Source organism: Methylocystis silviterrae (assembly GCF_013350005.1).
GTDB lineage: Bacteria > Pseudomonadota > Alphaproteobacteria > Rhizobiales > Beijerinckiaceae > Methylocystis > Methylocystis silviterrae.
This window is the reverse complement of record NZ_JABVWW010000010.1, coordinates 87,452-101,763: the sequence shown is the minus strand read 5'-3', so window position 1 is coordinate 101,763 and position 14,312 is coordinate 87,452. Positions and strand designations below refer to the sequence as shown.

Below are 14,312 nucleotides of genomic sequence, written 5' to 3'. Positions count from 1 at the left end.
TCATTGGCGCTTCCTTTCGGAAGCTGTGAATCACGACATCGCGCCCAAGCCAACAACTTTATAGGTCCGAGCCCTAGAGCGCTTCCCTATCACATGGACTCATGTGATCGATAAGGAATCGCTCAAAATCAAAGTATTGGAGCAGATTCTCATCGAAAAAGTCTGTCAACTTTTTGGGAACCTGCTCTCGTCCGCTCCGATGACCACGGGCGGCGCGCCGGCGAGACGCCGGCGCCACATGTCTTCGAACAGCGATTCCAGCGCGCGCGTGTAGGAATAGACGTCGAAAAGCGCCGTCGTCAGGCGATTGGCGGCGAGCTTCGCCCGCAGTTCGGCGCAACGGACGGGATCGCCCGCCAAGACCAGCGCGATCTCCAAATATTCGTCAAAATCCGCCGCGATCAACTCCGGCAATCCGATCGCATGCAACAGGCTCCCGGCCACGCGCGAGGGAAAGGTGTCGCCGGCGCAGGTCACGATCGGCACGCCCGCCCACAGCGCGTCGCTCGCCGTCGTATGTGATCCGAAGGGCGCCGTGTCGAGCGCGAGATCGGCGAGCTGCAGGCGCGCCAGATGTTCGGCCTGCGGCAAATGCGGCGCGAAGATCATCCGCGCCGCGTCAATTCCGCGTCTGCGCATTTCATTGCGCAGATTGCCTTCCGCCAGCATCGCCGCCGAGAGCCATAGCACCGCGCCCGGCGTCGCCTCGAGCAATCGCGCCCAAAGATCGAAGATGAAGGGCGTGAGCTTATAGGCCTGATTGAAGCAGCAATAGACGAAGCCTTCCGCCGGCAGACCGGCGGCGGCCCGCGACGGCGGCGCGCGCAGCGGCGTCCCGCGCCCGTGCGGCTGATAGGCGTGTGGCAAATAGGCGAAGGCCTCCGAATAGGCCGACGCCGACGAGGGCGGCGTGACATAGCGATCGGTCACGATGTAATCGCACACGCCCGCTCCGAGCGTGCCGGGATAGCCAAGATAATTGACCTGAACAGGCGCGGGCCGCAGCATCATCACGCTGGTGCGCGCGCCATGGGTGAAGCCCTTGAGGTCGATCAGAATATCGACGCCATCCGCATTGATGAGGCGCGCGGCCTCAGCGTCGGTCAGCTGCGAAATGTCGGCGAAAGCGTCGAAGGCGGCCCGCAGCCGCGTCCGCATCGCCCCCTCGACGCCGCAATAGCTGTAAGCGCGAATCTCGAAGCGGGCGCGATCATGCGCCTCGAGCGTCTCGACGAGAAGATGCGCGGTCGCATGCTCGTGGAAGTCGTTTGACAGATAGCCGACGCGAATCCGGCTGCGGGAGGAAAGGTCGAAGCGCATCGCGAGGCTCGCGCGCAGCGGCCCCGCCGCCAAAAGCCGCGCGGCGGTCCAGCTCTCGGAACAGGCGCGCTGTTCGCCGGCGGTGATGCCGGGCTCCGACAACAGGAGGAAGGGGGGCGTCGCCGGCCCATCCGGCATGGCCAGCGCCGCCCGAATTTGCGGCGCGGCAGTGTCGAAATCGTCCCATTCGCACATGGCGCGGCTGCGAGATATGGATTTCATGGCGCCCTTTCGCGGGGCCAATCGCACATCAGCCGGCCTTCGTGCGCGAAGCGATTTCCATGCCGCGCGACGATCGTCGTCTTGGCGTGTTGCCAGGACCGCCGTCGCCGCTAGAAGATATTCTTTTGCCGCGCCGCCATCCGGGCGGCCGGTCCGAATAAGGCTCATCATGACGTCAGCCACGATCTCGAGAGATGCGCCGGTTGGACTCCTCCTCGTCAATCTCGGCACGCCTGATGCGCCCGATGTCGCGGCGGTGCGGCGCTATCTGGCGGAATTTCTGTCCGACCGCAGGGTCGTCGATCTCCCGCGCGCGTTATGGCTGCCGATCCTCTACGGCGTCGTGCTCAACACCCGCCCAGCGCGCTCGGCGAAGCTCTATGAGTCGATCTGGAACGCCGACACGGGCGAAGGTCCGCTGAAAACCTTTACCCGCCTGCAAGCCGAGAAGCTGCAGGCGCGGATTGGCGCTTCGAACCTCATCATCGACTACGCGCTACGCTACGGCGCGCCGTCGATCGCGACGCAGATCGAATCGCTGATCGTAAAAGGCTGCGAGCGGATCGCGATGCTGCCGCTCTACCCGCAATATGCGTCATCGACCACGGGCTCCGCCGCCGACGCCGCTTTCGACGCGCTGCGCGAGCTGCGCAAGCAGCCAGCGCTCCGCATCGGCGCGCCCTATTACGACGACCCCGCCTACATCGACGCGCTCGCGACGAATATTACGCGCGCGCGCGCCGCGCTCGATTTCGAACCAGAGGTCATCATCGCCTCGTTCCATGGCCTTCCGCAGGCGCAGATCGATCGCGGCGATCCTTATCGCGAGCACTGCGAAGCGACATGGCGACTGCTCTGCGAACGGCTCGGCATGAACGCCCAAAGCCTGCGTCTCGCCTTTCAGTCGCGCTTTGGGCGCGCCCGGTGGATCGAGCCCTATACGTCGGATGTGGTGACCGAGCTTGCCGGCGCCGGCGTCAAGCGCATCGCCGTCGTCGCGCCGGGATTCGCCGCCGATTGCCTGGAAACGATCGAAGAGCTTGGCGTCGAAATTCGCGATCTTTTTCTTGAGAAAGGCGGCGAGAAATTCGCCCGCCTGCCATGTCTCAACGACAGCGACGAAGGCATGGCGCTTGTCGAGACTTTGGCGAAGCGCGAGATCGCGGGCTGGATCTAACACGGATTCAGGCTGATCCATTCGCTCGGACCTGTCATTCCCGGCAGGCCGAAGGCCTGACCGGGAATCCAGAGCCGATCCAACAATGTTTGTTTTGCTCTGGATTCCCGATCGCGCGCCTTGCGCGCGTCGGGAATGACATCGGAGCCGTGCAAAGAGAATTCGTGTCACGCGCCAATTGCCGACATTCGCTCGCTATCTTCGCGAGAGTTCCGCCAGCAATCCGCGCAGAGGCTGAAAGTGGAACCGCACCTCATGGCGCCCTTCCGGAATCGCGACCGCCCGGAACATGACGTTCGCGCGCAGAATCGGCGCTTCCACGCCGTCGAGGTTCGCGAACCACCACGGATGCCAGACATCGTGCAAAACAAGCCAGCCTCCGCCCGGAGGCGCGCTGGCCTCGGCGACGATGCGATCGTTCTCGTAGGAGAGGATTTTCGCCGTCGCCGGCGGCGCATCTTTGCGTGTATGGCAGATCGGCGGCGTCTCCAGGAGCACCGTCTCACGATAGTCCGCCTCCGGCCACTCGCCGCTCTTCATCATCGCCGCGAAATCGACGTGGATGGCGCAGGTTGCGAGTATGACGCGCGGCATGGCGCGGGGATTTTCGTAAATGTGAACGTCGCCGATGCGCGTGAGTTCGACGAAGTCGCCATGCTTGTAATTCCGGTCGATCTTTTCGATGGGCACGCCGGTCGCGATAAATCGCAGGCCGAGCATGTCCGACAGGACTGAGCGATAGGACGGATAGAGCTTGGAAAACTGGCGCTGCTCGGGAAGCGCGAGATGGTCGCCGGCGCCGGTTACGTCTTCGAAGAGCCGAAGCCGGATGGGATTGTAACCGAGATCATGATCGAAGCCATGAACGAGCGACGCGTTCGGCCAATGGAAATCAATCGCCGCAAGCTCGACGCGGTCGCGACGATCCGGCGTCGCCGTCTCCTTGAGCTTGCCGCGCAGATAGGCGATCACAGGATCCTTGCCGTCGACCCGCAAGGCCTCGAACTGTTCAGGCGGCAAGGCCGTCGATTCATTTGGTCCGTTGCCGATCGTAAGATCGACGCTCATCAGCGTGGCGACCGCCGCGAGCAGATACGGGCCGCGCAGCAGCCTGTCGCGAGTCGCGAGGATAAGCGCGATGGCGAGCGCGGCAAAAATCGCGCTTATCGCGAGCGGCCAAGAGGCTTGATTAAGGTGGCCCTTGGCGGCCGCGATAAGCAGCGCGACCGCGAACAGCGCGGCGACGGCGCCGACAAGCCAAGCCGTGCGTGGCGTGGCCTCGCCCCGCTCAACGAGATTGAAGCCATAGCCCGCGAGGATCGCGAGCGTCGCGCCGAGCAAGAATGTAGCGTCGGCCGGCCGCCGCCAAAGGTCGACGCCCGGCAGATAATAGAAGAAGGCGAAGACCGGCGTGTAGCGGCCCAGGGCGTAGAGGGCGAAAAACAGCGCGGCGGCGGCGAAGAAGCGGATTTCCTTATTCGAAAGGAAGCGCCTGCCCAGCGCCGCGATCAACGATACGAGCGTCAGTTCGCCCAAGTAAACATTGGTCATGTTGCGCGCGAGGAATAGGTCGCGCTCGCCGGCGGGGGGGCCCCAGAAGTTCTTAAGCGGGCCGTCCGTTCCGAACATATTGGCTGAGATCAGCGTCCAGAAGGAGCCCGGCGGCAGCGAGCCCTTGAATGCGCCGTCGAGATCGATCTCGGGTCGGTTTGAATGCGCGGCGAGGTCCAGCGTGAAGGCAAGCGGAACGGCGATGATCGTCAGGCCCGTGAGCGCTCCGGCGGCCAGGGGCGCGACCGCGCTGAGTTTGGGCGATTCATCCGTGGCGACGCGATAGGCGGCATAGGCGGACAGCATCAGCACGCCTAGGAACGCGACCTGGTCCCGTCCCAGCACCAGAAGTGCGGCGGCGGCGCCCGCCGCGGCGCCGTAGAGCGCCGAGCGCCGATCGAGTCCCCGCGCCAGCAGCCACAGCGTGACCGGGAGCCAGGCGAGACTCATGATCTGCCCGACATGCTGAATTCGCCACGCCGCCGAGCCGCCAAAAGCGAAGGCGAGAGCAGCGAGCAATCCTCCCGCGGCGCTCCAACCGCGATCGCGAAAATAGGCGATGAGCGCAAGGCCGCCCATGGCCAGCATCGCAAAGACAATCGCGTCGGCCAGAACGAAGGACGGCTCGGGAACCAGCGCCGCCGCCAGCAGGAAAAACGGAGCGAAGATCAGCGATTGCGGATCGGCGATCTGCGGCATCCCCGCAAAGACGTGCGGCGTCCAGAACGGCGACTGGCCGCTGTGCAGCGCATGGGCGAGAAAGGCGAACTGCGGAAAAAAATGCGCTTTCGCGTCCCAGGGAATGGTGACGCGCCCGGAAAGCCAGGGAAAGGCGAGCGCCAGCGCGCAGACGAGGAAGAACGCCGCCGCGAGGGCGTAGGGCTGACCTTCCGGGCGGCCGGCGTTTTTACCGATTCGTTGCATGGCCACAGTTCTAGCGGCTCCAGGCCATGGCTCAAAGCCGCGCTTCAGGCGCCCGCCTGAGGCCGAAGCGCGCAGCGAGCGCGTCGATATCAACAGTCGGACGCACGCCGGACGCACGGTCTATGGCGGCTTGCGCCTCGCCTTCTAGCTCGGCGACGTTTGGGCGATCGGCCGGGGCGAGCCATATATAGGGCTGGCGCGCCGGCCGCCTTCGCCGGTCCGATCAGGGCGCAATGCTTGTCGATTCACGCGACGCCGGAAAATCTCGCCGCTGGGCGGACAAGCGCGCCGATGCTGCGCGTCGAGGGGCTTCAGAAATCCTATCCGACGCCGCAGGGCCGCATTCCCGTGCTGCGCGGCGTTGACTTCACGCTCGCCACGGGCGCCAGTCTGGCGCTGACCGGCGAATCCGGCAGCGGCAAGAGCACGCTCCTGCATCTGGTCGGCGCGCTCGACGACGCCGACTCCGGCGAAATCGTTCTCGATGGCGTCACGCTGACACGGCTGTCGGAAAATGCGCGGGCCGCCATGCGGCGCGAAAAGATCGGCGTCGTCTTTCAGCAGTTCAATTTGATTCCGAGCCTGACCGTTTGCGAAAACTTGGGCTTCCAGGCCCGACTTGCCGGGCGCTACGATCCGTCGTGGCAGGAAGAACTCACCGCGCGTCTTGGTCTTGCGACGCTCGCCGCCCGATATCCTGAGGAGCTATCCGGCGGACAGCAGCAGCGCGTCGCCATCGGCCGCGCGTTCGCCGTGCGCCCGAGGCTTCTGCTCGCGGACGAACCGACCGGCAATCTCGACGAAGCGACCGGCGACGCCGTCATGGCGCTCGCGCTCGACCTCGTCACCGCGACCGGCTGCGCCTTTCTGATGGCGACGCACAGCGAACGGCTTGCCGGCCGGTTGCAACGCCGCGTACGCCTGGAGGCCGGTCTTCTGGCGGCGCAATGAAACGAATTCCGACCGATCCGTTCGCTTGGACCGTGTCCTTCGCGGCAGGCCGAAGGCCTGACCGCGAATCCAGAGCAAATCCAAGAACCCTGATCTTGCTCTGGATTCCCGATCGCGCGCTTTGCGCGCGCGTCGGGAATGACATCCGAGCCGTTCAAGCGGATGTCGTATGAGAGAGACGCTCTGGACGCTCGCCGCGCTGATTAGCCACTGGCGCCGACGCCCAGGCAACCTCGCGACGCTCGTGCTCGGTCTCGCCATCGCCACGGCGCTCTGGAGCGGCGTGCAGGCGCTGAACGCTCAGGCGCGCAACAGTTATGACGCCGCGGCGACCGCGATTTCGGGCGGCGGCGCGAGAACGCTCGTCGCCGCTCGCGGCGGCCTGTTTGACCAGGAGCTCTTTGTGAGACTGCGTCGCGCCGGCGTCACCGTCTCGCCAGTCTTGGAGGGCGCAGTCCGAATTGGCGAAAAGAATATTCGGATCATCGGCGTCGAGCCGGTGTCGCTGCCGCGCCGTTCGCCGATCGCGCATATGCGAAGCCGCGCGGACGTCCTGGAAGAGTTTTTCACTGGCCCAGGCCGCAGCTTTGCCGCCCCGCAGACGTTGCGCCGGCTTGATCTTTCAGAGGGCGCCCAGCCGCAAACCGAACGCGGTCAGCAGCTCCCGCCGCTTGCCGCGCTCGCCGAAGCGCCGCCCGGCGCAATCATCGTCGACATCGGCGTCGCCCAGCGCCTGCTCGATCGACCCGGAAAGCTCTCGCGTCTCGTCATCACCGATGAGGAGACGTTCGACGAGTCGCGGCTTAAGCGAACCGCCGGCGATGCTTTGCGGCTCGTCGCGCCGGACGATGATAGCGATCTGGCTCGCCTGACCGACAGTTTTCACCTCAATCTCACCGCCTTCGGCTTTCTTGCGTTCCTCGTCGGACTGTTCATCGTGCACGCCGCTTACGGCCTCGCCTTCGAACAGCGACTGGCGACCCTGCGCACTTTACGCGCGCTCGGAGTCGCGGCGCCGAACCTCATCGCGGCGATGGCATTCGAAATCGGCGTCCTGACGCTCCTCGCGGGAGGCGCGGGCGTCCTCGGCGGTCACGCAATCGCGCAGGCGCTTCTGCCGGATGTCGCAAAAAGTCTCGAGAGCCTCTACGGCGCGCAAATCTCCGATCGCCTTGCGCTCGACGCGCGCTGGTGGCTCTCCGGACTCGCGATGGCGGGCGCCGGCGCGGCGCTTGCGGCGGCGAGCGGCATGACGAAAGCATTGCGGCTGCCGGCGCTGTCATTCGCGCGTCCTATGGCCTGGCGCGGCGCGCATCACCGCTATCTGCGACGGCAGGCGGCGCTCGCGGCGCTTGCCCTTGTCGCGGCGGCCGGCGCATACGGCTTTGGCGAAGGACTTGCGTCAGGCTTCGCGATCATCGGCTTGGCGCTTCTTGCCGCCGCTCTCATTCTGCCGGTCGGCCTCGCCGGAGCCCTGGCGCTCGGCGAACGTTTCGCGCGCCGCCCGCTCGCCCGCTGGTTCTTCGCCGACGGACGCCAGGAAATTTCCGGTCTTTCGCTTGCGCTGATGGCGCTGCTGGTTGCGCTTGCGACCAACATTGGCGTCGGCGGCATGGTCGAGGGCTTTCGCCAGACGTTCGATCGCTGGCTCGACGCGCGCCTCGTCGCCGAGATCTATTTCGAAGCGGCGACGCCCGCCGATGCGCGCGACATCGAGGCGTGGGCGCGCACGCAGCCCGAGATTGCCGCAATTCTTCCTGTCTGGCGCGCGAAGACGCGCATCGGCGGATGGCCCGTCGACGTCGTCGGCATGACGCCTCACGAAACCTATACGGCGCATTTTCCCTTGATCGACGCCGCGCCGGACGCATGGACTGCGCTGCACGCTCAGGACGCCATCCTCGTCAGCGAGCAATTGGCGCGCCGTCTTGGTCTGGCCATCGGCGCGACGCTCGACATTCCGACGTCAGGGCAAGACTTGCGCGCGCGCATCGTCGGCGTCTTTCCCGATTACGGCAATCCGAAGGGCCAGCTGCGCATCGATCACGAGAAGCTGAAGCGCTATTTCGACAACGCCTCGGGCGTGCATTACAGCCTGCGCGTCGATCCGGGCGCCACGGCGCGCGTCATCGAAAATATGCAGCAACGCTTTGGCGGAAAAATCGCGCGCATCGTCGATCAAGCCGAAGTCAAAGCGCTGTCGACGGACATCTTCGAGCGCACATTCGCCGTCACGACGGCGTTGAACACGCTGACGCTGATCGTGTCCGGCGTCGCGCTCTTCGCCAGTCTGCTGACGCTCAGCGACATGCGGCGCGCCCGCATCGCGCCAGTCTGGGCGTTTGGCGCGACGCGGCGAAAGCTGGCGGCGCTGGAAATGGCGCGGGTCGTAGCTTTTGCCGCCGGCGCCGCGGCTTTCGCGATCCCTCTGGGGCTGTTCATGACCTGGTGCCTTGTGGCCATCGTCAATGTCGCCGCTTTCGGATGGCGACTCCCCTTCCATATGTTTCCGGCGCAATGGCTTGCGGTTTTCCTTATCGCGCTCGGGGCCGCGTTCTTCGCAACGCTCGTTCCCGTCGTTCGGCTCGCCCGCGCGGCGCCGACCGACCTGCTCAGGGTCTTCTCGAATGAACGCTAGGGCCCCCGAACGACGCTCGGCGATTTCGAGGCGATCCGCGCTTCTTCTCGCGCTGTCGTCGAGCGGCGCGCTGGCGCAGGGCTTCGGCGGACTTGGCGCGACGGCGCCCGGCTTCGCGATTCCCCGACCTGGAACGCAGCTCGCTTTTCCAAGAGACCATGGCGCGCATCCGAATTTTCGCACCGAATGGTGGTACATTACCGCAAATCTAACGGGCGCGGACGGCGCCTCGTACGGCGTCCAATGGACGCTCTTTCGCTTTGCAATGCAGCCGAACGCGGCGCGAGCCGGCTGGGACGACCGCAATGTATGGATGGGTCATGCGGCGGCGACGAGCGCCAGCGAACATCTCTTCGCGCAAAAATTCGCGCGCGGCGGAATTGGCCAGGCGGGCGTCGAGGCGACGCCCTTTCGCGCCTATATCGACGACTGGGTTTTGGAAACGCGCGACAATTCTGCGGACGCCGGAATCGAGCGGCTGCGCGTTTCCGCGAGCGACAGGAGTTTCGCCTACGCGCTCGACCTTACAGCAACGGGACCGGTCGTATTGCAAGGCGAGGGCGGCTACAGCCGCAAGTCCGAGGCTGGACAGGCCTCTTATTATTACAGCCAGCCGTTCTTCGGGGCGGAAGGCTCGTTGTCGATGAACGGACGCAAAATCCAGGTCTCCGGCCGCGCCTGGATGGATCGCGAATGGTCGAGTCAGCCGCTCGGCGCAGATCAAAAAGGCTGGGACTGGTTTTCGCTGCATCTTGAGGGTGGCGCCAAGCTGATGCTGTATCGCATGCGCAGCGTCGAGGCGGCGCCGTTCCTCTTCGGAAACTGGATCGACGCCGATGGCGCAATATCCATAATCGCGCGCGACGACATCGTCCTCGAGCCTTTGGAGACAAGGCGCATCGCTGATCGTGACGTGCCAATCCGTTGGCGCGTTAAGATCAATAGCCGCGACGTCGACATCGAGACGCGGCCGCTCAATCCGAGAAGCTGGATGGGAACCGATTTCGCCTATTGGGAAGGTCCGATTCGGTTTGAGGGTTCGCACAGCGGCGAGGGCTATCTCGAAATGACGGGCTATTGAGACTCCGCGGCCGTGCGAAAGAAGTTCATAAAAACGCCCCGCGTATCCCGAAGCTTCTTCAAATGTACGGCGGCGAGCTCCGACAGCCGCCGTTCGCCCGCTCGCGTGATGACGACGAGCGATCTACGACGGTCCGTCGGATCGGTCTTTCGCCGGACAAGCTTCGCCTGCGCCAAGCGCGACACGAGCTCCGCCGCGCTGTGATCGCGGATCATCAGCTGCTCGGCGAGTTCGCCGACGCTGATGTGTTTTGCGCCGCGATAGGTGCGCACCACCAGCAGCGCCTGATACCACTGCACGGTCACGCCATGGTCCGCGGCGACCTGTTCACTGAAGGCTATAAACCTTCGCAAGGCGGTACGAAATTGCGCGAGCGTGGCCAGGTCGTCTTCACTTGGCGCCTTGCGTGGGGTCCCTTGCGGCTGATCGCAGAGAGTCAAATGAAACCCCTACTTCCCGAGTCGTTCTCGCGCTGGGCGACTCATTTGGAGTGAAGAAATAATGCGCGCGCCGCGCCTGCGGGTCAATTCTGGTCCGCGTCGAAGCGCGCTTTATAATTCGCGCGATGAAGTCGTCAATCGTTGCAAGAAAAGCATTGGGGTCGGCGGCGTCTCCTCTGCCGGGGCGCGCAAGCGCCGCGCGACGACGCAGCGACTGCGGCTTCGAATAGTCGCGAACGGCTTGCAGCCATCCAAGTTCATCAAGCGGATCGATATAGTCGATCGCCTCGCCGACTTCGCCGCGCGCGAGACAATGCCTGGCGAGAGCGAAATCGACGCGATCAATTCCATTCGGGGCCGCATTCAGCGCGCGGGTCACGATCCGCGTGACGTCATAGATGACGCGGCTGCGCGCCGCGTTGCGGCGCTGCTGCAAATCGCCGATGATCCACGGCCCTGGCGCCCGCACTAAATCTATCTCAGGGAATTCCCTCAAAACTTTGGCGAAACTCGCCGCAGCGAGCCGATCCGGAGACACTTATGTCGGAAAAGATCATCGTTTCGAGGGATCACGGGGTGCTGCGCCTGCTGATGAATCGCCCCGAAAAGAAGAATGCCCTTGATCGCAAGATGTATCGCGCATTGATCGTCGCGCTCGAAGCGGCGGCCCGTGACGAGACGGTGCGCGCCGTCGTCTTCGCCGGCGCGGGCGGCAATTTCACCGCGGGCAACGATCTCGCCGACTTTCGCGATTTTGCTCCTGGCCGAGATATTGCTCCCAGCGCAGAGATTTTTCCCGCGCTGACCTTCATTCGCGCCGCGGCGGCCTTCGAGAAGCCGCTCGTCGCCGCCGTGACCGGGGACGCCGTCGGCGTGGGGACCACCCTGCTCTTCCACTGCGACCTCGTCTACGCCAGTTCGGGGGCGCGCTTCACAATGCCGTTCATCGATCTCGCCCTGCCGCCCGAAGGGGGCGCAAGCCTGCTGGTTCCGCAGCGCTTCGGTATGGCGAAGGCGTCCCAATATCTGCTGCTTGGCGAGAGCTTCGACGGCGCCGAGGCGCTGCGTCTCGGCCTGGTTAACGCGCTGGCGCCGCCGGAAGAGGTCCTCGATCTTGCAATGGACGCCGCGCGGCGTCTCGCGGCAAAGCCCAGCCAGGCGCTTTTCGCGGCGCGGCGGCTGATGCGCGGCGAACCGAACGACATACTGTCGCGCATCGACACGGAAGCGGCGCTTTTCGCGAAGGCGTTGACGTCGCCCGAAGCGCGCGAGCGCTTCGCCGCCTTTTTCGCGTCCCGGGCGCGCTAGGCTTCAGCGCGGCGCGACCTTCGCCGCTTGCGTTGGGAACGGGCTTCTCCCAAATAATAGGTCGGACATACGCGCCCGCGCCGCCAAGGGCGGGCGTTCACATGGGCTGATTGGAAAAATATGCGCGATCCTTACGACGTTCTCGGCGTGCCCAAATCGGCGAGTCACGCCGAAATCAAGAAGGCGTATCGCCAGCTCGCCAAGAAATTCCACCCTGACCGCAACAAGGATGACCTGAAAGCCAAGGAGCGATTTTCGGAAATCAACTCCGCCTATGAAATCGTCGGCGACGAGAAGAAGAAGGCGCAATTCGATAAGGGCGAAATCGGTCCGGACGGGAAACCCCGCTTCACCGGCTTCGAAGGCGGAGGCGGTGGCCCCGGCGGCTTTACGCGCAGTTGGCGCCCGGGCGGCGGCGCGCCCGGCGGCGATCAGCATTTCGAGTATCACTTCGGCGAGGCGCCCGGCGGCGGGCGCGCGAGCTTCGACCCTTCCGACCTCTTCGCGGATCTCTTCGGCGGCGGCGGGCGCCGTCGCGCGGGACCCCAGCCGACCCGGGGCGACGACGTCGTCGCCACCGCCACCGTGCCGCTGGAAACGGTCGCTCACGGCGGCTCGGCCCGAGTCATTCTGCCCAGCGGCCGCACGCTGGAAGTCAAAATTCCGGCGGGAATCGAAGACGGAAAGCAGATTCGGCTGCGCGGCCAGGGCCAGGCCGGCTCCATGGGGGGCGAACCCGGCGACGCGCTGATCACCGTGAAGGTCGCGCCGCATCCTTACTTCAAGCTGGATGGCCGCGACTTGCGGCTGGAGTTGCCGGTGACGGTTTATGAAGCCGCGCTCGGCGGACGGGTTCCGACCCTGACTCTGGACGGCAAGGTGGAGCTGACCATCCCGCCGCACTCCAACAGCGGGCGCGTGCTGCGGCTGCGCGGCAAAGGCCTTCCGGCGAGCGACGGCAAAATCGCCGGCGACCTCTATGTCTCGCTGAAGATCATGCTGCCGGAAACGGCGTCGAGCGATCTCGACGCGCGGATGCGGGAATGGCGCGACGCGCATCCCTATGACCCGCGCGCCAAAATGTCGTGAGGTCCTCGGTTATTTAACCTCGGCAGGCGTCGCCGCGACCGCGGCGGCGGCCGCTTCCGCCGCGGCTTGCATCGCTTCGGGCGCCAAGGCGCCAACGAGCACGAAGGCGAAGCCGCCAGCCCGCCATTCGATGGCCGAAACGCCCTGGCCGCGCTGGCCCGCCGGCGCGGCGAGGGCCTCCGCCCGCTCGAAATAAAGACCAACCCGCCCACCGTCGTCGCGCTCATAGACGAGAAACGCCGCCGGCGCCGCGACGCCGGGCGCGACGCGTCCGCCAAGCAGCCGCAATCCAACGCCGCTCAAATCCGGCGCGCGTGAAAACCCCACGCGCTCCTGAAGCCACGCGAGAAGTTCGCCGCGCCGGCTGGCCTCGATCTCCACGGGTCGCGGGTCAAGAATGTAGGTCGCGTAGGTCAAGCCCGCCCGCGCGGCATAGCTCGTGGCGGCGATAGCGCGCGTCGTCGGGCTCTGCGCCGGGTGGCGGCTTGCCAGAAACAGCAACGCCGCCGCGGCGACGGCCGCGCCGGCGATGAGCGTCAGCAGCGTCGAAGCGAGCGCCTGGCGCCGCCGGCTGGCGCGGATTTCGTCGAGCTTGCGCGTCGGACGCGGCGCCGCGCCGGGCCGCCCCCAGTGGATGGCGCCGGTTTCGATCGGCCCCTGACCGGCGGGCGGGGCCGGCGGGCGCGCCGCCGCCTCCCGCAGCGACAGAGGCGGCGTCTCAAGCGCCACCGGCTCGAAAGCGGCGCGCAGCGCCGCGTTCTGTCGCCGCCAGCCTTCAACAAGCGCTGCGTCCTCGGGATGTTGGAGGAGATGGTCTTCGACCTTGCGCCGCCGCTCGGGGTCGAGTTCGCCATCCACGAGGGCGTGCAAATCGGCTTCTTCGATCAGCGCCGAGGGCGTCATCCTTACTTCACGACCCGCAGATGCGAGGCGGCGCGGCGGCCGCCCTCCAAGGGCGCGACGGGCCGCAAGCCCTCGGCGCCGAGCGCTCCCCGCGCGCGCATTAGCTGCGCCAGCGCCGTTTCTCGATTGGCGCCGACAATGCGCGCCGAGGCGTCATAGCCGAAGCCCTCGAGCGAGACGAGCAGCAGCATGGCGCGCTCGTCGAAACAAAGACTTGCAAGCCCATGCACGACCGGCGGGTGGCGCGACGCCGGACCTGGGGCATTCGCGAGCTTTTTCTGAGCCAGCCCGACAAGCGCCGCATAGGCCTCGATTCGCGCTTCGGCGAGATCGGCGGGGCGCAGCTCTCGCGCCCGGATCCGCGCGCCGACCGATTGCAACGCGCTTTGCACGAGATCGTCGGCAATGGCCGGGCCCGCGCCGGCGCAAAGCGCGCGCGCAAAGCGTCTCAGGGCTGGAGTCGCTCCGGCCAAACCCGCTACGATGTCGGCTCTTCTGCCCATGCGGCCCGCTCCGCTCGGTCTTCTCGCCAGTCTGCGAAGCCAATGACGTTTCCTATCAAATGATAGGGCATCGCCACGCGATTGGCTATGCTTGGCCGCTCTGGCGCGTCTGATTTCACATTCGCCGCCGCCTGTGGCGCGAGGGTTTCCTTTGCGCCCAAAGCAGGCTAAACGGCGCGAGCCGCCGAGCGCTTTTCTCGCCCAG

General features: G+C 65.5%; 12 protein-coding genes. 7 read left to right on the top strand and 5 right to left on the bottom strand.

Annotation, left to right across the window (positions count from 1 at the left end; genetic code table 11):
- Positions 1-165: 165 nt before the first annotated feature.
- Positions 166-1,542 (bottom strand): O-linked N-acetylglucosamine transferase, SPINDLY family protein, encoded by a 1,377-nt coding sequence (locus HUN39_RS12270; RefSeq protein ID WP_175094787.1) that lies wholly within the window; start codon positions 1,540-1,542, stop codon positions 166-168.
- Between the two features lie 169 nt (positions 1,543-1,711).
- Here HUN39_RS12270 and hemH point away from each other — a divergent pair, with 169 nt between their 5' ends.
- On the top strand, positions 1,712-2,719 hold the full coding sequence (hemH, locus tag HUN39_RS12265) for a ferrochelatase (protein WP_175094786.1): 1,008 nt from the start codon (positions 1,712-1,714) through the stop codon (positions 2,717-2,719).
- A 195-nt stretch (positions 2,720-2,914) separates the two neighbouring features.
- On the opposite strand, the gene HUN39_RS12260 is transcribed toward hemH, so the two are convergent.
- On the bottom strand, positions 2,915-5,194 hold the full coding sequence (locus HUN39_RS12260; protein WP_175094785.1) for a hypothetical protein: 2,280 nt from the start codon (positions 5,192-5,194) through the stop codon (positions 2,915-2,917).
- A 237-nt stretch (positions 5,195-5,431) separates the two neighbouring features.
- Between HUN39_RS12260 and HUN39_RS12255 the strand changes: the two genes are divergently transcribed.
- The 3 genes from HUN39_RS12255 (at position 5,432) to HUN39_RS12245 (ending at position 9,864) form a co-directional block, all read left to right on the top strand.
- Positions 5,432-6,145: an ABC transporter ATP-binding protein gene (locus HUN39_RS12255; protein ID WP_408631405.1), complete on the top strand. Its 714-nt coding sequence runs from the start codon at positions 5,432-5,434 to the stop codon at positions 6,143-6,145.
- A 169-nt stretch (positions 6,146-6,314) separates the two neighbouring features.
- Positions 6,315-8,783: an ABC transporter permease gene (locus HUN39_RS12250; protein WP_175094784.1), complete on the top strand. Its 2,469-nt coding sequence runs from the start codon at positions 6,315-6,317 to the stop codon at positions 8,781-8,783.
- Positions 8,773-9,864 (top strand): lipocalin-like domain-containing protein, encoded by a 1,092-nt coding sequence (locus HUN39_RS12245; RefSeq protein WP_175094783.1) that lies wholly within the window; start codon positions 8,773-8,775, stop codon positions 9,862-9,864. Before HUN39_RS12250 ends, HUN39_RS12245 begins: the two co-directional genes overlap by 11 nt.
- Here HUN39_RS12245 and HUN39_RS12240 read toward each other — a convergent pair.
- Positions 9,858-10,304 (bottom strand): MarR family winged helix-turn-helix transcriptional regulator, encoded by a 447-nt coding sequence (locus HUN39_RS12240; RefSeq protein WP_175094782.1) that lies wholly within the window; start codon positions 10,302-10,304, stop codon positions 9,858-9,860. The two genes, HUN39_RS12245 and HUN39_RS12240, sit on opposite strands and share 7 nt — an antisense overlap.
- 61 nt (positions 10,305-10,365) lie before the next feature.
- Between HUN39_RS12240 and HUN39_RS12235 the strand changes: the two genes are divergently transcribed.
- The 3 genes from HUN39_RS12235 to HUN39_RS12225 all read left to right on the top strand — a co-directional run bounded on the left by HUN39_RS12235 (position 10,366) and on the right by HUN39_RS12225 (position 12,701).
- Positions 10,366-10,776, top strand: a complete 411-nt coding sequence (locus tag HUN39_RS12235) for a hypothetical protein (RefSeq protein ID WP_175094781.1) — start codon at positions 10,366-10,368, stop codon at positions 10,774-10,776.
- A gap of 68 nt (positions 10,777-10,844) precedes the next feature.
- Positions 10,845-11,612, top strand: a complete 768-nt coding sequence (locus HUN39_RS12230; RefSeq protein WP_175094780.1) for an enoyl-CoA hydratase-related protein — start codon at positions 10,845-10,847, stop codon at positions 11,610-11,612.
- A 120-nt stretch (positions 11,613-11,732) separates the two neighbouring features.
- A complete protein-coding gene (locus tag HUN39_RS12225) occupies positions 11,733-12,701 on the top strand; it encodes a DnaJ C-terminal domain-containing protein (protein ID WP_175094779.1) in 969 nt (322 codons plus the stop codon).
- A 9-nt stretch (positions 12,702-12,710) separates the two neighbouring features.
- Here the strand turns inward: HUN39_RS12225 and HUN39_RS12220 are convergent, their stop codons facing one another.
- Positions 12,711-13,604, bottom strand: coding sequence for an anti-sigma factor family protein (locus HUN39_RS12220; RefSeq protein ID WP_175094778.1), 894 nt, complete (start codon positions 13,602-13,604; stop codon positions 12,711-12,713).
- A gap of 2 nt (positions 13,605-13,606) precedes the next feature.
- Positions 13,607-14,107 carry an RNA polymerase subunit sigma-70 gene (locus HUN39_RS12215; protein WP_175094777.1) on the bottom strand — a complete coding sequence of 167 codons (501 nt, stop codon included), beginning with the start codon at positions 14,105-14,107 and terminating at the stop codon, positions 13,607-13,609.
- Positions 14,108-14,312: the final 205 nt, after the last annotated feature.